At 68.3% G+C, this 16,688-nt stretch carries 21 protein-coding genes and 2 pseudogenes; 10 read left to right on the top strand and 13 right to left on the bottom strand.

What is annotated here, in order from left to right:
- Positions 1-9: 9 nt before the first annotated feature.
- The 3 genes from AC07EQ_RS04340 (at position 10) to AC07EQ_RS04350 (ending at position 2,713) form a co-directional block, all read left to right on the top strand.
- Positions 10-741, top strand: coding sequence for an alpha/beta hydrolase family protein (locus AC07EQ_RS04340; RefSeq protein ID WP_478386505.1), 732 nt, complete (start codon positions 10-12; stop codon positions 739-741).
- 202 nt (positions 742-943) lie between these two features.
- Positions 944-1,687, top strand: coding sequence for a MerR family transcriptional regulator (locus AC07EQ_RS04345; RefSeq protein WP_478386506.1), 744 nt, complete (start codon positions 944-946; stop codon positions 1,685-1,687).
- Positions 1,688-1,771: 84 nt separating this feature from the next.
- Entirely contained in the window at positions 1,772-2,713 is a 942-nt protein-coding gene (locus AC07EQ_RS04350) for a bile acid:sodium symporter (protein WP_478386743.1), read from the top strand.
- 56 nt (positions 2,714-2,769) lie between these two features.
- Here AC07EQ_RS04350 and AC07EQ_RS04355 read toward each other — a convergent pair whose 3' ends face one another.
- Complete coding sequence (locus AC07EQ_RS04355; protein ID WP_478386758.1) at positions 2,770-3,318, bottom strand: hypothetical protein; 549 nt, start codon at positions 3,316-3,318, stop codon at positions 2,770-2,772.
- A gap of 130 nt (positions 3,319-3,448) precedes the next feature.
- Positions 3,449-4,258: pseudogene (locus tag AC07EQ_RS04360) on the bottom strand (carboxylesterase family protein); the annotation flags it as partial.
- 97 nt (positions 4,259-4,355) lie between these two features.
- Between AC07EQ_RS04360 and AC07EQ_RS04365 the strand changes: the two are divergent.
- Together AC07EQ_RS04365 and AC07EQ_RS04370 are read left to right on the top strand one after the other, a co-directional pair.
- Positions 4,356-4,955 carry a TetR/AcrR family transcriptional regulator gene (locus AC07EQ_RS04365; RefSeq protein WP_478386507.1) on the top strand — a complete coding sequence of 200 codons (600 nt, stop codon included), beginning with the start codon at positions 4,356-4,358 and terminating at the stop codon, positions 4,953-4,955.
- A 90-nt stretch (positions 4,956-5,045) separates the two neighbouring features.
- Positions 5,046-5,423, top strand: a complete 378-nt coding sequence (locus tag AC07EQ_RS04370) for a hypothetical protein (protein WP_478386508.1) — start codon at positions 5,046-5,048, stop codon at positions 5,421-5,423.
- Positions 5,424-5,434: 11 nt separating this feature from the next.
- Here AC07EQ_RS04370 and AC07EQ_RS04375 read toward each other — a convergent pair whose 3' ends face one another.
- The 3 genes from AC07EQ_RS04375 to AC07EQ_RS04385 all read right to left on the bottom strand — a co-directional run bounded on the left by AC07EQ_RS04375 (position 5,435) and on the right by AC07EQ_RS04385 (position 7,507).
- Positions 5,435-5,851: a nuclear transport factor 2 family protein gene (locus AC07EQ_RS04375; RefSeq protein ID WP_478386509.1), complete on the bottom strand. Its 417-nt coding sequence runs from the start codon at positions 5,849-5,851 to the stop codon at positions 5,435-5,437.
- A 176-nt stretch (positions 5,852-6,027) separates the two neighbouring features.
- Complete coding sequence (locus AC07EQ_RS04380) at positions 6,028-6,459, bottom strand: Rrf2 family transcriptional regulator (protein ID WP_478386510.1); 432 nt, start codon at positions 6,457-6,459, stop codon at positions 6,028-6,030.
- Between the two features lie 421 nt (positions 6,460-6,880).
- Positions 6,881-7,507: a TetR/AcrR family transcriptional regulator C-terminal domain-containing protein gene (locus AC07EQ_RS04385; protein ID WP_478386511.1), complete on the bottom strand. Its 627-nt coding sequence runs from the start codon at positions 7,505-7,507 to the stop codon at positions 6,881-6,883.
- 72 nt (positions 7,508-7,579) lie between these two features.
- Here AC07EQ_RS04385 and AC07EQ_RS04390 point away from each other — a divergent pair, with 72 nt between their 5' ends.
- Positions 7,580-8,830 (top strand): FAD-dependent monooxygenase, encoded by a 1,251-nt coding sequence (locus AC07EQ_RS04390; protein ID WP_478386512.1) that lies wholly within the window; start codon positions 7,580-7,582, stop codon positions 8,828-8,830.
- Between the two features lie 75 nt (positions 8,831-8,905).
- On the opposite strand, the gene AC07EQ_RS04395 is transcribed toward AC07EQ_RS04390, so the two are convergent.
- Both AC07EQ_RS04395 and AC07EQ_RS04400 read right to left on the bottom strand, forming a co-directional pair.
- A complete protein-coding gene (locus tag AC07EQ_RS04395; protein WP_478386513.1) occupies positions 8,906-9,202 on the bottom strand; it encodes a recombinase family protein in 297 nt (98 codons plus the stop codon).
- Entirely contained in the window at positions 9,199-9,414 is a 216-nt protein-coding gene (locus AC07EQ_RS04400; RefSeq protein ID WP_478386514.1) for a hypothetical protein, read from the bottom strand. The genes AC07EQ_RS04395 and AC07EQ_RS04400 overlap by 4 nt, the downstream gene beginning before the upstream one ends.
- A gap of 242 nt (positions 9,415-9,656) precedes the next feature.
- Between AC07EQ_RS04400 and AC07EQ_RS04405 the strand changes: the two genes are divergently transcribed.
- Genes AC07EQ_RS04405 through AC07EQ_RS04415 form a run of 3 tightly spaced genes read left to right on the top strand, consistent with a single transcriptional unit; the run spans position 9,657 to position 12,144 of the window.
- Positions 9,657-10,769, top strand: a complete 1,113-nt coding sequence (locus tag AC07EQ_RS04405) for a methyltransferase (RefSeq protein WP_478386515.1) — start codon at positions 9,657-9,659, stop codon at positions 10,767-10,769.
- A 2-nt stretch (positions 10,770-10,771) separates the two neighbouring features.
- Positions 10,772-11,824 carry a type III polyketide synthase gene (locus tag AC07EQ_RS04410; protein WP_478386516.1) on the top strand — a complete coding sequence of 351 codons (1,053 nt, stop codon included), beginning with the start codon at positions 10,772-10,774 and terminating at the stop codon, positions 11,822-11,824.
- An 11-nt stretch (positions 11,825-11,835) separates the two neighbouring features.
- On the top strand, positions 11,836-12,144 hold the full coding sequence (locus tag AC07EQ_RS04415) for an alpha/beta hydrolase fold domain-containing protein (protein WP_478386517.1): 309 nt from the start codon (positions 11,836-11,838) through the stop codon (positions 12,142-12,144).
- A 24-nt stretch (positions 12,145-12,168) separates the two neighbouring features.
- Here the strand turns inward: AC07EQ_RS04415 and AC07EQ_RS04420 are convergent, their stop codons facing one another.
- From AC07EQ_RS04420 to mug, 5 genes and pseudogenes are all read right to left on the bottom strand, one after another.
- Entirely contained in the window at positions 12,169-13,014 is an 846-nt protein-coding gene (locus tag AC07EQ_RS04420; RefSeq protein ID WP_478386744.1) for a Tn3 family transposase, read from the bottom strand.
- On the bottom strand, positions 12,983-13,240 hold the full coding sequence (locus AC07EQ_RS04425; RefSeq protein WP_478386745.1) for a Tn3 family transposase: 258 nt from the start codon (positions 13,238-13,240) through the stop codon (positions 12,983-12,985). Before AC07EQ_RS04425 ends, AC07EQ_RS04420 begins: the two co-directional genes overlap by 32 nt.
- Positions 13,213-13,413 (bottom strand): annotated as a pseudogene (locus AC07EQ_RS04430) (DUF4158 domain-containing protein); the annotation flags it as partial. The gene AC07EQ_RS04425 and the pseudogene AC07EQ_RS04430, both read right to left, overlap by 28 nt.
- Before the next feature lie 120 nt (positions 13,414-13,533).
- On the bottom strand, positions 13,534-13,884 hold the full coding sequence (locus tag AC07EQ_RS04435; RefSeq protein ID WP_478386518.1) for a hypothetical protein: 351 nt from the start codon (positions 13,882-13,884) through the stop codon (positions 13,534-13,536).
- Positions 13,885-14,229: 345 nt separating this feature from the next.
- Entirely contained in the window at positions 14,230-14,820 is a 591-nt protein-coding gene (gene mug / locus AC07EQ_RS04440; protein WP_478386519.1) for a G/U mismatch-specific DNA glycosylase, read from the bottom strand.
- A 215-nt stretch (positions 14,821-15,035) separates the two neighbouring features.
- Between mug and AC07EQ_RS04445 the strand changes: the two genes are divergently transcribed.
- A complete protein-coding gene (locus AC07EQ_RS04445) occupies positions 15,036-16,076 on the top strand; it encodes a tyrosine-type recombinase/integrase (RefSeq protein WP_478386520.1) in 1,041 nt (346 codons plus the stop codon).
- A gap of 41 nt (positions 16,077-16,117) precedes the next feature.
- Here the strand turns inward: AC07EQ_RS04445 and AC07EQ_RS04450 are convergent, their stop codons facing one another.
- On the bottom strand, positions 16,118-16,672 hold the full coding sequence (locus AC07EQ_RS04450; RefSeq protein WP_478386521.1) for a dihydrofolate reductase family protein: 555 nt from the start codon (positions 16,670-16,672) through the stop codon (positions 16,118-16,120).
- Positions 16,673-16,688 lie beyond the last annotated feature (16 nt).

The raw sequence follows: 16,688 nt of genomic DNA on the forward strand, positions 1-16,688 counted from the left end.
GGCACGACCATGCGATTCACCTCTGAACAGCGCCTCGACGACGGCGTCCTCGAACGCGAATTCATCCTCGGCGAGGTCCCCGGCGTCCTGTGGACGCCCGGATCCGCATCCGCGCCGGCCCCGCTGATCCTGATCGGCCACCCCGGCGGACTGCACAAGATGTACCCCCGGCTGGTGGCCCGGGCCCGGCACTCCGCGGCGGAGGGCTTCGCCGCGGCCACCATCGAGCTCCCCGGGAGCGGTGACCGGCCCCGTTCCGCCGCCGCCGAGGAGGCCCGCGCCGACCTGCACCGGGCGCTGGAGGCCGGCGAGCCGGTCGACGACGAGATCGTCGACCGGCTCGTCCTCCCGCTGGTCGAAAAGGCGGTCCCGGAATGGCGGGCCGCCCTGGACGCCCTCCTTTCGCTGCCCGAGATCGGTGGCCCGGTCGGGTACGCGGGAGGGGTGACCGCCATCGGCATCCGGCTGGCGGTGGTCGAGCCGCGCATCTCGGCCGCCCTTCTGTTCGCCGGGAGTTTCGTGCCCCGCACCATGTTCGAGGAGGCCCGGCAGGTAACCATTCCGCTGCAGGTCCTGCTGCAGTGGGACGACGAAGGAAACGACCGGCAGCTGGCCCTGGACCTGTTCGACGCCTTCGGCTCCAAGGAGAAGACGCTGCACGCAAATATGGGCGGGCACACCGGCGTCCCGCAGTTCGAGGGGGACGACGGGAACCGGTTCTTCGCCCGGCACCTGAAGTGAGGCCGGGCCGTCAGGCCGGCAGCAGACGATAGGAGCTGTCGGCCAGGATGCCGCCATCGAGGACAGGTCCCGGCCCTCCTCGATGGCGGTGCCGGCAGATGCACCAGCGCCCCGAGCCGGAGCAGCGGCGAGCAGAGACGGATCGGGCGGCCTTGACCTTCGAGTCGGCTTGAAGGTTTACCGTCGGGAGGTGGGCACCACGATGCGGATCTCTCAGCTGGCCGAACGCGCCGGCATCCCGGCCACCACCTTGCGGTTCTACGAGACCGCGGGGCTGCTGCCCGCCGAACGGACCCCGTCCGGCTACCGCATCTACAACGAGGGTGCCGTGGATCGGCTGGCGTTCATTGGCGCGGCGAAGCAGCTGGGATTGCCGCTGGAGGAGATCGCCGAGCTGCTGCGGATATGGGAGTCGGGGGCCTGCAAGGAGGTCAAGGCCGACCTGCGCCCTCGGATCGCCGCCCGGATCGCCGAAGCCGAGCGGCGCACGGCGGAGCTGGCCGCGTTCACCGCCGTCCTGCACCGGGCGCTGGAGCACTTGGACGCGCTACCGGACCGCAGCGGTCGCTGCGACCCACAGTGCGGGTTCCTTGCCCCCAACGAAGATGCGCAACCGGATTTCCTGTGGCAGGCCGTGGCGGACACCGAGGGGTGGCGCACGGTGCCGGTCGCCTGTTCCCTGACCGGCGAGGGCATCGCCGAGCGCGCCGGACAGTGGCAGCAGTTGCTGTCGGGAGCCGAACGCGAGGAGATCGACCACGGCGTGCGCCTGGTCGTGCCCGCCGAGCGAACCGCGCAGATCGCCGCCCTGGCCACCGCTGAGCAGCAGTGCTGCCCGTTCTTCGACTTCCGCCTCCACCTGGACGGCCCGGTGCTGCGCCTGGAGATCCGCGCCCCTGCCGAGGGCGCCGCCCTGCTCACCGAGCTGTTCACCCCGGCCGACTGACCATTGCCCGCGCCGTTGGGCCCGCCTGCGCAACCTGCAAGGGAGCACTGAACGTTGTCGTCCTCATCCGGCCTGGTCGAAGGCATGGAACGCCACCAGGTCGCCATCTACCTGGGGGCGCTGGCAGCCGGGGGCCTGGCGGGCTGGATCGCCCCCGGCGCGGGTCCGGGCCTGGAGCACGCCATCAACCCGGTACTCGCGGCCCTGCTGTACGTGACGTTCTTGCAGGTGCCTGCCGCGGAACTGGGCCGCTCGGTGCGGGCGGGCCGGTTCCTGGCGGCCACGCTGGTGGTGAACTTCGTGGTGGTGCCGCTGGTGGTCGCGGCGCTGTTCGCCTTCCTGCCCGCCAACCAAGCCGTGCGACTGGGAGTCCTGCTGGTCCTGCTGACACCGTGCGTGGACTACGTGATCGTGTTCAGCGGGCTGGCCGGCGGCAGCAGTCAAATGCTTCTCGCAGCCACGCCACTGCTGCTGCTCGCGCAAATGGTGCTGCTGCCCGGCTTCCTCTTCCTGTTCCTGGGCTCGGACCTAGCCGAGGTCGTCGAGGTCGGCCCCTTCGTCGAGGCATTCGTCGTGCTGATCGTCATCCCGCTGACCCTGGCCTGGCTCACCCAAGGCTGGGCGGCTCGCCGGGACACGGGGCGACGGGTGGCCGAGGCGATGGGGGCGCTGATGGTGCCGCTGATGGCCGCGACCCTGCTGACAGTGGTGGGCTCCCAGATACCGAAGCTCGACCACGGCCTCGCCACGGTGGCCCGTGTCGTCCCGTTCTACGTGCTCTTCCTGATCGTGATGGCCTTCGCCGGGATTGCCATTGCCCGCCTGTTCCGACTGGACGTCCCGGCCAGCCGGGCGATCGTGTTCACCGGCGCCACCCGCAACTCGCTGGTCGTTCTCCCGCTGGCCCTGGCCCTGCCCGACACGCTGGCCATCGCGGCGGTCGTGGTGGTCACCCAGACCCTGGTCGAGGTCGTCGGCATGGTGATCTACGTCCGGGCGGTGCCCCGACTGCTACCCGCCCACTGACCCGATTCGGCTCCCTGGGGGAGCGCCCCCGGGGGACTAGGAGCCGACCCGGACAATTACGAGAGATCGAACGGGGCGGGGGAGTGGCCTTCCCAGATCTGGCGGGATGCCTGTTCGGGGTAGGGCAGAGTCTTCGACTCGGTGTCCAGGACGCGGGTGAGGTGCCCGCCGGGCCGGTGGGCGGACCAGCCCGCGTCGCCGGTGGTGACGAAGCGGACCCATGCCTCCTGGAGTTCGCGGGAGAGCGCGACGGCCTCGGGAGTGGGCTCCTCGCCGATGAGCTGGGTGCCGACGGGGCTGTCCAGCGTGCCGAACGCCAGGGGCACGTCGAGGCTGTGGCAGGCGCCCAGGATGCCGCCGAGGGCCGGGGCAACCCAGCGCAGTTCGAACAGGTAGGAGGTGCCGCCGGCTGCGGCGTTCGCCTCGGCCAGCTTCTGTGACGGCATGCGGAAGAGGGCGTCGGAGTACACCGTCTCCACCAGCTCCTCCGGGCCTGCCTGCGGGAACGCGGCACGGTAGGCCCGCGCGCCGTCCGGCTGCGGGGCGTGCAGTTCCAGGGCTGCGTGGGCGTCCTCCTCGGTGAAGGTGCCGTACCGTCCGCTCATGACGCTGAAGTACCGGAATTCGTCCCGGGTGTGGCCGACGAGCAGTTCGGTCCCGCTCGCGCGCGCAGGTCAGCGCGGGCCAGGGCGTTTCCGGGAGGACCTCGCCGTCGACGACGGGGCACAGCGCGGTGCCGGTCTCCGTGAGGCGTCCCCAGCTCTCCTGGTGCGCGTGGAGGCCGGCGTTGAAGGAGGTGAGCTCGGCGGCCAGGTGCCATGGGTCGATGTCGCGCAGGGCCTCGGCGGTGGGGGCCGCCGCGCCGAGCCGGTCCGCGAACGCGGCGGTGACCTGCCGTGCCAGCGCGGGGGTGCTGTGCAGCCCCGGCACCGAATGGGCGATGGCCCGCCGGAACAGGCCGCGCGCCGGCTTCATCGTCAGCAGGGCGGCGACCGAGCCCGCCCCGGCAGACACCCCGGCCACGGTGACCCGGCCGGGGTCGCCTCCGAAGGCGGCGATGTTGCGCTGCACCCACTCCAGCGCCGCGATCTGGTCGAGAAATCCGCGGTTGGGCGGCACGTCGTCGAGGAACGCGAATCCCTCCGCGCCCACGCGGCAGTTGATGGTCACGACGACGACTCCCGCCTCGGCCAGCGCTGCCGGGTCGTACATCGGGTCGCTCGACGCCGCCGAGAGGTAGCCGCCCACGGGGATCCACACCAGCACCGGCAGTCCCGCCGCGCCGGGATCCGGAGTGCCGACGTTGAGCGTCAGCCAGTCGGTGCCCTGCGGGGGCACGTCGATCGGCAGGGACAGCGGCACCACGGGGCCGAACTCGACCGCCTGCCTCGTCCCCTCCCAGCGGTGCGGCGGCGCGGGCGCGGCGAAGCGGAGCGCTCCGACCGGGGGCTGGGCGTAGGGGATGCCGCGGAACACCGCGTGCCCCTGCCGCCGGCGCCCCTGCACCACGCCTTCCGTGGTCCGTACCTTTGGCTGTTCGGACATAACGATTCCTTCCCTCGAGTGGACCCCAGGATCATGGGTCAGGTGTATTATGTCAACTGTATTGGAACAGTCTCGGGGTACGAGGGAGGGGCCGGCGATGCCGAAACAGGTGGATCACCGCGGACGCCGCGAAGCGATCGCCCGCGCACTGTGGCGGGTGGTGGAGCAGCGCGGCGTCACACAGCTGACGATGCGCGTGGTGGCGCAGGAGGCGGGCATGTCACTCGGGCAGCTGCAGCACTACTTCGCCTCCCGGACCGCCATGCTCTCCTTCGCCATGGACTTCGCGTCCGAGCAGACCTCGGCGCGCGTACACCAGGGGCTCGAAAAGCTCGGTGACCGTCCGCACCCCCGTGACGTGCTGCGACTGACGCTCGCGGAAATGCTCCCCCTGCATGCCGACGCCCGCGCGACCAGCCGGATGAGCGCCGCCTACGTCCTGGAGGCGCTGCACGACGAGGCCGTGCACGAGCAAGCGCGCCGCGGCCTCGTCCAAGGGCGGGCCCTCGTCGAGCAGTTGGTCCGCCAGGCGATCGCCGACGGGCACATCGACTCCGGCCGCGACCCGGCGACCGAGACCAACCTGCTCCTCGCCCTCACCGGCTTCACCTCCCTGATCGAACTCGACGTGATCGAGCCCCAGGACGCGCTCGCCGCGATCGACGTGCATCTGGACCGGCTGTTCAGGAGTACGTGACCTGCCCCCGGACACGGGGGCAGGTGGGGACAAGATCAGCTCTAGTCCGCCCGCTCCCCGGCCTGGTCCACGACGCCGATCGCGACGCGAGTGAAGATCGACCAGGTCGCTCCCTTCTCGAGCGCCATTCCAGATGGGTTCGAGGCCAACCTCGGGAACCTGCGCACCCGCGAGGGCATGGCGCTGGCCAAGAAGAACGGCAAGCTCAAGGGCAAGCAGCCCAAACTGCCCGAACCGGCCGGGCGCTCCATCCGCCGCCGCTACGCCGAGGGCGAGGTGTCTCTGGCCGACCTGGCCACCGAGTACAGCGTCGGACGCTCCACCATCCACCGCATCGTCCACGGGCCAGAGACCTCCAAGGAGGCCGATCACACGCCGAAGCCAGGCGTCACCATTTCGCTCAAGATCATTCTCAGCGCCAACCGCTGTTCCTGGGTTCCCCGACCCCGTTCCTGGAGGTTGCCCTGAGCACTCTCCGCTCAGCCGGCGTTGAACGCCTCGTCGACGGTCAGCGTGTCCTCGTACAGGTGCATGCGGACGATCCGACCGTCCTCGACCACCAGGTGCATGGCCGCCGGTGTGGTGAACTCCTTACCGCTGGCCAGGACCGTGTGCGTGAAGTCCGCCAGCAGCATCACGTCACCACCGTCGACGATGACGCGCTCCAGCACGACCTTGCTCCTGCCCGGCGCGAAGTGCGGCCACATCGTGGTGAAGTACGGCGCGACCTCCTCCCGGCGGGTACGGCGCCCGGTCCAGGACAGCGCGTCACTGCCGGGGACGTGCCAGTCGATCTCCTCGGCGAACAGTTCCTGGATGCCGTCGGCGTCCTGCCTGCCGAGGCGCTCCACGAACGTCTCGGCCACGGTCCGCGAGGTCTGAGTATCTGTTGCCATCGTCCTTGTCCTTTGTCTTTTTGTTCGCATGAGGTGTGTCGGTCGGGCCTCAGCCCTGGAACAGAAAGTGCTTGCCGCTCACCGAGATCCTCCAATTCCTTGACGTAACCATTTTTGTTACATCGATGGGTGCGGGCTGTGATCTCCCTCGAGCAGGGGAAGTCAACGGTCCGAGGTCAGGCGGCTTTCAAGACGTCCCGCAGCACGTCCTCCAACGTGGTCTTAGCCAGCTCCCTGCGCAGGGCGGACTCCACCTTGTCGTACACGGCGGTCATCGCCGGCCCGATGCCGTGGCCCACGACGCACTCGGGGTCCGGTGTCGCGCGGTGCAGGGCGAAGACCGGTCCCGGCTCGATCGCCTGGTAGACGTCGAGCAGGGTGATCGCCGCCAGGTCCCGCGCGAGCATCCAGCCCGCCCCCGCCCCCCGCTGCGAAACGGCCAGGCCGGCCTTGCGTAGCTCGGCCAGCAGGCGGCGGATCACCACCGGGTTGGTGTTGACGCTCGTCGCGATCTGCTCGGAGGTGGCGACCCCGTGGCCGCGCCGCTGGTACAGCCCGATCCATGTCAGGGCGTGCGCCGCGACGGTCAGTCTGCTGTTGGCACTCACGTCGGAGTCCACCTCCCTCACCCCTCGGTCCTAGTCGTAACATTAGTTGTTACAACGACATGCGGCAAGTCCTTCGGGACAGCCCCCGGCCGGACCGGGCGCACGCCCGCTCCCGAACGCCGACGAGGCGGACCTGTTTGGCGGCACCGAGTTTCGCAACAACGACAGTCAAGATCGAGCGGGATGTAACGAAACTCCGTGTGCTGCAAGGGACTGCCGGAAAGTCATGCGCCAGCCGGCCACCGGTCACCGACGCACCTACTGCTCCGCCGATTCCGCGTGTTCGTGCACTTGTGCAGGCGCCGTGGACATTCAGATGGGAATCGACCAGCGAAGCCAACCGTGTCATCAAACCCTGTCGTCAATCACCAACGGATCTGATTGGATTCGAGCCGCCACCGACCCCCGGTTTTGCACGGGTTCATCGGACGCGTCGGCCGCCTGTCGTGAATCGTTCGGTTGCCGACAGGGAGGCGGCCCGCATTGCGGTGCGGTTCACCAGGCCGTCCAGGATGAGGGTCAGGCCGGCCTCGAATGCCGACTCGTGGTCGATCACAGGCATGTCCGCCGCCGGATGCGCCTGCTCGCCGGAGCCGGCGTCCGCCTGTTCCTCCAGGACACTGCCGACTGTGAAACGGCCGGCGGCCAGCATCGCCATCTGCGCGTCCCGCTCAGGCACTCCGGAGGTGACCAGGAAGTCCATCTTGCGGCGGATCCGGTCGAGGTCGTTGGCGGGGGTGCTGCCCGCGTGGAGGCGTGCGCCGTCCCGGCGCATCAGCAGGGCGCGCCGGAAGCTTCGCATGTTGTCCAGGAACCAGTCGCGCCAGTCGTCGTCGGGCGCCGGCAGCGGGGCGGCCGCATGCGGTGCCATTGCCGCCTCCGCCATGGCGGCCAGGAGGTCCTTCTTGGTGCGGAAGTACCAGTAGAGCGAGGGCTGTTCGACGCCCAGCCGCTTCGCCAGCCGCCGCGTACTGACCGTGTCCAGCCCGACCTCGTCGAGCAGGTCGAGTGCTTCGGAGACGACGATCTCACGGTTCACCTTGGTCACGTTGACAAATCTATCACTGATAGATGACCCTGGAGAGGAATCATTCGCTGATAGATTTTTGAGGTGCTGGGCATGGCCAACGGATCGGGAGCGCGCCCCCTGCGGGTCCTTGTTGCCGGCGGCGGGATAGCAGGCCAGGCGCTGGCTTTCTGGCTCACGCGGGGCGGCCACAGGGTGACCGTCGTCGAACGCTTTCCGGCGCTGCGGGCCACCGGGGCGCAGATCGACCTCCGGGGGCAGGGCATCGAGGCCGTCGACCGGATGGGGCTTCTTGACGCCGTCCGCGGCAAGCTGGTGGACGAGACGGGTGTCGCCTTCGTCGACGCGCGCGGCAGGGCCAAGGCGACGATCATGGCCAACACCTCCGGCCAGGGCCGGCAGACCCTCACCTCCGAGTACGAGATCATGCGCGGTGACCTGGTACGCATCCTGCACGACGCGTCGAAGGACGACACCGAGTACGTCTTCGGCGTGAGCGTGGACGGCTTCGAGCAGGACGAACGGAAGGTCATCGCGCACTTCTCCGACGGGTCCTCCGGCGAATTCGACCTCCTGGTCGGCGCGGACGGGCAGGGATCGCGCATCCGGCGGGCGATCCTCCCGGAGGGCTTCGACCCGTACTGGCGGGTCGGCATCCACATGGCCTACTGGTTCATCCCGCGCATATTGTCCGACAGCAACATCCGGGACACCTACATGGTCCCGGGGGGCCGTCAGATCATGCGCCGCAGCCACAACCCGACCGAGACCCAGGTGTACTTCGTGATGCGGGAGGAGTCCGAGGGGGCCTCGGCGATCCACCGGGAACCCGTCGAGCGCCAGCGGGAGTTCTGGGCGAGCAGGTTCCGCGACGCGGGCTGGCAGACCGAGCGCTTCATCGACGGCATGCAGACGAGCCCTTTCTTCTACTCCCAGGAGATCGTCCAGGTCCGTACCGACACCTGGTCCAAGGGCCGCGTGGTCCTTGCCGGCGACGCCGCCCACTGTGCCTCCCCTTACAGCGGCATGGGCATCTCCGGCGGCCTGGTGGGCGCCCACGTCCTGGCCGGCGAGATCAACCGGCACCCGGGCGACCTGCCGACCGCACTGGCGAACTACGACAGCGCGCTGCGGCCCTTCGTCGACGAGATCCAGGGCGAAGTGAATCCGCGTCTCCTGCGCCTGGGCATGCCGATGACCCAGCGTGCGATCGACGCCTTCCAGGCCGCCACCGCACTGGCCTGCTTCCTGCACGTTCCCGATCTCGCCGCGCGCTTTTCGAAGAAGGACCGCGGCGGCGGCTGGAAGCTCCCCGAGAACCCGGCGCCGATCAGCGCCGTCTGAAAGCGGCCGGACATCGGGGACCGATGGCCGTCGCGAGTAGCACGGCAAGAACGAAGGCACTGGCCCGCAGGGTGATCAGCGCCCTGTCGACTCCTCGTCGATCACCTTCGGCCGTCCGCCGTGGTTTCCACGTGCGGCGGCGGCCTGCTGGCCTTCGAGGGTCTTTTCGCGGATGTAGTCGCGGTCGAGCTGGGCGGCGACGGCGAGTACGGCGAAGAGCATGTATCCCATGCCGTGGGGGGCGTAGACCCCGGCAAGCGGCCCGGTCAGCAGCTCCAGTTGCACCCCGCCGCCTTGAAGTTGGGCGGAGAGGGTCATGAGCTCGGCAGCGTTGCGGGCGAGGCGTTTCATCTCGTGCACGGTGAGGATCACGGGCTGGTCCGGCGCGCCGCGGTTTTGATCTCGTGGGCGAGGGTGAGTGCCTTCTCTAGCTCGGGGCGGATCTTGATGCGGCTGCTGATCTTCTCGGAGAACACACGCGGCGGCGGTCTTCCCGGCGCGGGTGCGGCAGGCGCTGCCAGCGGGGGCGTCGCATTGCGGGCAGGGGTGGCGTTCGACCGCAGCCGCGGCGTCGTCGGGTCCAAGTTCCTCTCGCTAGCAACGAGAGATTCAGGCAACCCTCGAAGGCACTTTCGGGTAGACCGAGAGATCCACCCTTCTTCTCCTTGAGTCCGCCGCATAGCTTTCACCGCAACCGCCCCGAGCGTGCCGGGAAATCTTCTAGATCGACGGCGGAATCCACAGTGGAGATCGTTTCTCCCAGGTCTCGGACACCGTGCCGCGGGCGGGTACGTGCAGATACGCGCCGGAGAAGAGGAGAACGACCGTGGCTGACGTAGTGGAATCAACCGGCTCGTTGGAAGACTTACGCCCGCTACCGCACCCTCGAATCAAGAGCCAGGGTCAGGTCGAACAACCTCCCGAGTTGACTCCGGCATCGTTGATGCAGTTGACTACGGGGTTCTGGAGTTTCAAGAGCTTCGCCGCCGCCGTCGAGCTGGAGCTGTTCACCAAGCTCTCCAACCTCGGCTCGGCCACAGTCGAAGCAGCGTCCGAGGCCCTCGGAATGCCCGATCGGCCCACTGATCTGCTGCTGGCCGCGTGTGCGTCCCTGGGATTGTTGGAGAAGACCGGGAACGAATACCGCAACGCGCCGGTCGCGGAGGAGTTCCTCGTGGTGGGCCGTCCTTACTACTTCGGCGGCTTCGTCCGGTTCTGCGATCAGCGCGAGTACCCCGCCTGGCACCGGGTGGTTCAAGCGCTGCGCACGAACCGACCCACCACTTGGGACCCGGAGACCCAGGATTCGCCGTTCGCGGCCGAAGACCCGGTGATGATGGCCCTGTTCTGGGAGGCCATGTATTCCATCTCCACGTTCACCGCCCGAGCACTGGGCGACTCCTACGACTTCGCTGCGCACAACAGGCTGCTGGACGTCGGAGGCGGGCAGGGAGCGTTTCCGATCGAGCTGTGCCGCCGCAACCCGCACCTGTCGGCCACCGTATTCGATCTTCCACACGTGTGCGATCTCGCCGAGGACAAGATCGCGGAAGCGGGCCTGGGCAACGTGCTCGATGCGACCGCCGGCGACTTCCTCGACGACCAGCCGCTGCCCAGTGGCTACGACGTCATCCTGCTGAGCATGATCCTCCACGACTGGGACGAGGCGAGCAATCGTCAGCTCCTGGCCAAGTGCTACGCGGCGCTTCCGCCGGGCGGCGCAGTTGTCGTGTGCGAACTGGTGCTGAATCCTGAGCGCACCGGCCCTCCAGCCGCCGCCCTGATGGGGATGAACATGCTCATCGAGACTGAGGGGGGCAAGAACTACTCGGAGACCGAGTACACAACGTGGCTCCTCGAAGCCGGGTTCGAACAGCCCCGCATCGTCCCGCTGGCCGCAGCCGGCGCGAACGCCGCCATCGTGGCCGTGCGAGGGTAGCAATGCCCATCGTCTCCCGCCCCGTCGTGGGGCTACCGCCCCACGTGCTGGACCAAAGTGAAGTCCTGGCCCATTTGACACGCCGCCTGCGGGGCAACCCGAAGATCGCCGCTATCCGACGAGTGCTGGAAAACACCACCGTGCGGTCCCGGCGCGCCGTCATCCCGCTGGACCAGATCGTCGCGCACACGGGCCTGAGCAAACGGAATCGTCTTCACCTCGAACACGCCGTCGGACTGGCCACCAACACCGCCCTCGACGCCCTGGACGCAGCCAACTGCACCGCGAACGACATTGATGCGCTGGTGGTTGCCAACTGCACCGGTCACGCCCTACCTGGCGTGGACGCACATCTGGTCAACACACTCGGACTGCGCCCCACCGTACGCCGCACGCCCATCGCCCAGATGGGCTGTGCTGGCGGTGCCTACGCGCTAGCCCGGGCCGCTCAGGACCTCGCGGCTCACCCCGACGCAACCCACGTCCTGGTTGTTGCGGTGGAACTCCCTTCCTTGTCCTACCAAGCGGACGACCTCACCACTTCCAGCCTCGTCTCCGGCGCTTTGTTCGGGGATGCGTGCGCGGCCACTGTGGTCTCGGCCGACGACACCCGCAGCGGCCTACGCCTAGGTGCCGCCTGGGAGTACCTTCTACCGGCTTCCCTCGACGACATGGTCTACCGCGTCGACGAGGCGGGCTTTCACTTCGACACCCTGCCATCCGTCACTGACTGCATAATCAAAACCGTGCCGCATCTGGCGGCGTGGCTCCGAACGACCAGCCCCGACCCGCAATGGGCCCCGCAGTTCCTCATCTCCCACACCGGCGGCCCCAAGATCATGGACGCGCTCAGGGACGGACTCGGCTGTTCCGAGGAACTGTTCGCCTTTTCCCGTGCCAGTCTTCGCGAACTCGGCAATACCGCCAGTGTCGCCGTCCTGGACGTCCTCGCCCGAACTTGGCACCAAGCGAGCGCGCACCCAGCGGCAACTGGGCTGCTTGTCGGCTTCGGACCGGGCGTCACCACCGTCGCCATCCGCGCTTCGTGGAATTGAGAAGCCACGACATGAGTGGTCTGACCCCGGCAGGTCGGTTGATCGCTGACGAGTACTTCATCCAGGCCTATGCCGGTCATGCGACCGACCGCACCGCTCCGGACATCTTCCCGGTCTATGGCGACCTGCGCGGCCTGCCTCCGCTTGTGATGGTCGTCGGCAGTGTGGACGTCCTGCTGGAGGACAACATGGCCATGGCGGCCCGAGTGTCAGCAGCCGGCGCAGAAAAGCGGTCCGCAAGCCAACACTCGATGTCGCACAGCGCGGCTTTGGCCATGCCTGTCGAACGGGAGGTGAAGCCGTACCGTGCTTCCGGGTAGATCCGGAGGTCGACTTCGCCGCGTCTAGCTGACGTTGGTCGTCAACAGCTCAACGTGCGTCACCGACTGGCTTCGAGCGTGGCCATCGGCCGATCCAGCCCGCTGGATCGGCCGATGGCCACGCGAGACCCGCCCCGCGGGGCTGGCGAGCGGCTCCGCCGCAGGCGTGATGTCGCCGGGGAACAGTGCGCCCGGCACCAGGTCCAGCGTGGTGACCGGCAACGTGTCCGGCGGGGACAGGTCCAGCACCCAGTCGCCGAACCGGCGGATGGTGTGGGTGATGTACGGGGAGATCGTGGCCAGATCGTCGGCGTCGATCGGGCGCCCGTCACGGGCCAGCGCGTTCGCGACGGTGGTGATGTCGCAGGCGTTGGAGTAGATCACGCAGTTGGCGAGCAGCTCGTTGAACTTGATGATCTTCTCCTGGTAGTCCGGGTCGTTGCGCCCGATCGCCTCCCCGCCGAAGCGCAGCCAGGCGGAGAACCCGTGGAACGCCTCGGCCTTGTTGGTGGTGATCGCGGTGATCTGCTCGCGCAACTGCGCGTCGGCGAGGAACCGCAGCAGCGTGATCGTGCGGATCACTCGCCCCAGCTCAGGGAATGCCCGGTAGAGCCGGTTCTTGCGGGAGTCGTTGCCCAGTCGGCGCAGCAGCGTCACCGACGACAGGCGGCCCTCGCTGATCGAGATCGCGGTGCGCAGCAGGTCCGTCCAGTGCGTCTCGATCAGGCCCCAGTCGATCACGTTGTCGCCGAACAGCGAGTCGATGTGTTCGAAGCCGGTGTCCGCGCTGGGTCGGTAGAAGTTCAGGTCGGCCCAGTTGCGGATGCGTGGGAGCAGGTCAAAGCCGAGTAGCGCCGCCAGCCCGAACACCGGCAGCGACTGGCCCCGGGGTGTCTGCGTGGATGGTGTCGGGCTGGACGTCGGAATCGTTGCGCAGCAACCCTTCGATGATGTACACGGCCTCCCACACCCCGCAGGGAATGAAGTGGCTGAAGAGCGCGATGTAGGTGTCGGAGATGTGCCGGTAGGCGATCCCGCCGTACCCGCCGTAACGGCCACCCCCATCCGGGTCCGCACGTAGTCGCGATGGCGCCACAATGTCCGGTCCGACTCGTGCACCGCAGCGACATCCTTGCCCAGCCCCAGCGTCGCCCGGACATGATCGATCACCACCAACGGCACGTCAGCCGGCTTCGGGAAGTACCCCAGCCGTTGGTAGCACTTCAGCAGCACCGCTGCCCGAAGAAGATCTTCCGGGTGAGGCGGCAACTCGGGTCAGTTTCGGGAGTTCCGGGCCATGCCGGGCCGCCGGCAAAAACAACAGTGGCCTTGGCACCAGCGCAGGATGCAGGTCTGCGCCAGTGCCAAGGCCACCGCCTTGCGCTGCTCTTACCGCTTCTTCTTCGGCGGATCCTTGCGCAGCAGATCAGGGCCGATGATACGGCGCACCACCCGGCGGACCAGGCTGCGCTTCTTCACCGGGGCGGGCGGAGCCGATGTCACCGGCTTGACCCGCTCGGTCGGCGCCGCCACCGACGCCTGCGGTTGCGGACCCGTCATCCCCGCGGCCGGCGCCGGCGGGTCGGGGTTGAGCAGCTTGGCGAACTCCGGCTGCTCGTCGCGGATCGCGGGAATGTAGGGCTGGGTGACCTCCACCCGGGATGGGGCGTCGGCCATCGGCGGCGGCGAAGGCGCCGGGCGGGCCGGAACGACCACCTCGTCCAGGGGCAGCTGGCCCACGATGCGGGTAGTCGGAGGTCCCGAGTCCAGTCGCGGCTGCTGCGCTTCCGACTGGAGCACGGGCTGGAACCACGGTCGAGCAAGGTCGTCTTGAATAGTCATCCGTATCGACTCTGCGGGGGGCAAGGGGCCAATGTCACCGGATCAGGGGCTTCCCTCACCGGCGGGTCAGACCCTACCGGTAACGGACAGATAAAGCACACCCCCGTGTTCCGTATGTCTCGCTGCGTGATCACAGCGAGTCCCGAGGCGGCCATCCGGCGTAATCAAGATCCGCCAAGCGAGGGCGAAACCCATCGGTCCCGCCCTCGTTAGCCGTCCCGCCGAGGCGGTTCGGGCGCCGGGTCAGCCCTGCGGCGCGCCGGAATCCTGTTGTGGCGGCTCGCCGGGCATCGAGACCTGCTGCAACTGGCGGAACTCCGCGGCCAGCGTGCCCGCGGTCCAGTGCGCGTTGAGACCGCTGGGATTCGGCAGCACCCACACCCTCGCGCCCTCGATCCGTCGGTCCTGTGGCCCCACTGTCGCCCGCCGCTCGCCGAACGCCGTCCGATATGCGGTGATCCCCACCACCGCCACCCACGCGGGCTGGAACCGGCGCACCTTCTCCACCAGCACCTGCCCGCCGGCCCGCAACTCGTCGTCGGTGAGCTCGGCCGCTCGGGAGCTGGCCCGCGCGACGAAGTTGGTGATGCCCAGCCCCAATGCGGGCAGCTCGCCCTGCTCGTGCGGCTGCAGCAGGCGCGGCGTGAAGCCCGAGGCATGCAACGAGGGCCAGAACCGGTTGCCCGGCCGCGCGAAGTGGTGGCCGGTGGCTCCCGACCACAGCCCCGGATTGATCCCGCAGAACAGCACCCGCAAACCAGGGGAGAGGACGTCCGGAATCCTCGCCCCCTCCGCCGCGGCCAACTCCTCCGCGCTCGGCCGGTTCCCCGCCAACTCGCACCTCCGGTTCCCGCAACCAACACCGGACCTTAACCGGCGACCACGGCGTCCCGAACCGGGTCCGGTCACCGCCTCCGGCAGCACCTCCGCAAAGGGTTACGTAACACAATTAAAGTAACGTTATGAATCAAACGAAACAGAATTTTGATTCGAGAAACACCGCCGGATGCATCGCGCATAATCGCGCTTATGTGCGGTAAGCTGGTTCGGTGAGCATCACCGGGGAAGCGCGGGCGTCAGTCGTCGGCCGAGAGGCGCAAACGGAACTCCTGGCCACGCCCACGCGCACCGGCCACACCGTGGCCGCGTTGATCGCGGCGTGGCTGGGCTCGTTCGCGGACTCCGGAGCCACCCGCGCCGCCTATGCACGGGATCTCCGCGAGTACGTGGAGTGGTGCACGCGCCGGGAACTCGATCCGCTCGACGTGCGCCTCCCGGAGGTGCAGATGTACGGCGCCGAGCTCGCCGTGGCGACCAACCCGCGCACCGGGCGCGCGTTCGCGGCCAGCACCCGGGCGCGGAAGATCGCCGCCGTCTCCAGCTGGTACACCTTCCTCGTGCGCGCCGGCGCGATCGACGCCAACCCGGCTCGCGACGCAGCGAGGCCCCGTTATGACAGGCAGCACTCGCCGACCGCCAGCGTCTCCGAGCGGCAGGCCGCGCAGATGCTGACCGTCAGCCGGGACTACCGGCACCGCAGCCTCGCGCCCGAGGCGGTCGCGCTCGTGATGATGCTGCTGATCGATCTGGGTATCCGCGTCTCGGAGCTGTGCCACGCCGACCTGGCCGACCTCGGTCAGCGCGACGGCCTCCGGGTGCTGACCGTGCACATGAAGGGTGGCAAGGTCCGTACCCGGCCCATCCCGGCGCCGCTGGTCCCGGTCCTGGACACCTATCTGGCGCAGCGACCGGACGCCGACACTGGTGCCCTGGTGGTGACCCGGCACGGCGAGCGCATCAACCGCCATCAGGTCTTCCGGCTGGTGCAGACGATGGCCGCCGAAGCCGGCGTGCCGATGCCGCAGCGGATCACGCCGCACTCGATGCGGCACACCTTCAACACCATTGCCCGGGAAAGGGGAGCGGCGCTGGAGGATCGCCGCGACGCGCTCGGGCACTCCTCGGCGGCGGTCACCCAGCTCTACGACCACGTCGCGGTGTCGCTGACCCGCGACCCGGCCCACCTCGTCGCGGGAGCGACCAGTGAAACCCGCGAAACAACCCCGAATTCGCCCGAGCAATCCCATTGATCATTTACGTCACGGTGACGAAATTGATCAATGGAACCTGGCTAGCGTTTCGGCGCGTACCGCAGGAGCACGACGCCCGAGGTGAACTGGCGCGTCTCCAACAGCTCGAGATCCTCGCGGACCGACTCGAACAGGCGGGCTCCGTGACCGACGGCCACTGGGAAGACGAACAACCGGTACTCGTCGACCAGGTTCGCCGCGATCAACGCGTGGACGAGCCGGATACTGCCGGTTGCGACGATGTCCCGGCCCGGTGCCGTTTTCAGCGCCGCGACCTCGTCGACGAGCGGTCCTCGCAGCACCGTGGAGTTCTGCCACCCGGGTTCGGTCAACGTGCTCGACACGACGTACTTGTCCACCGCGTTCAGGTAGTCGGAGACTCCTGTGGTGTCATCGGTCTGCTTCGGCCAGAACTCCCGGAAAGCCACGAAGGTGTTGCGGCCGACCAACAAGGCGTCGGCCGCTTCGCGTTGTTCGGTGAGCGCCGCGGTGATGTCGGACCGGTCGACCTCGTTGTCCAGGGGATCGAACCAGCCACCCGCCATGTCGATCACACCGTCGACGGTGCTGTTCTCGGTGACTACCAGCTTGCGCATGTGAACCTCCTCGAGG

The sequence above is a fragment of the Saccharopolyspora sp. NPDC045839 genome (assembly GCF_056431645.1).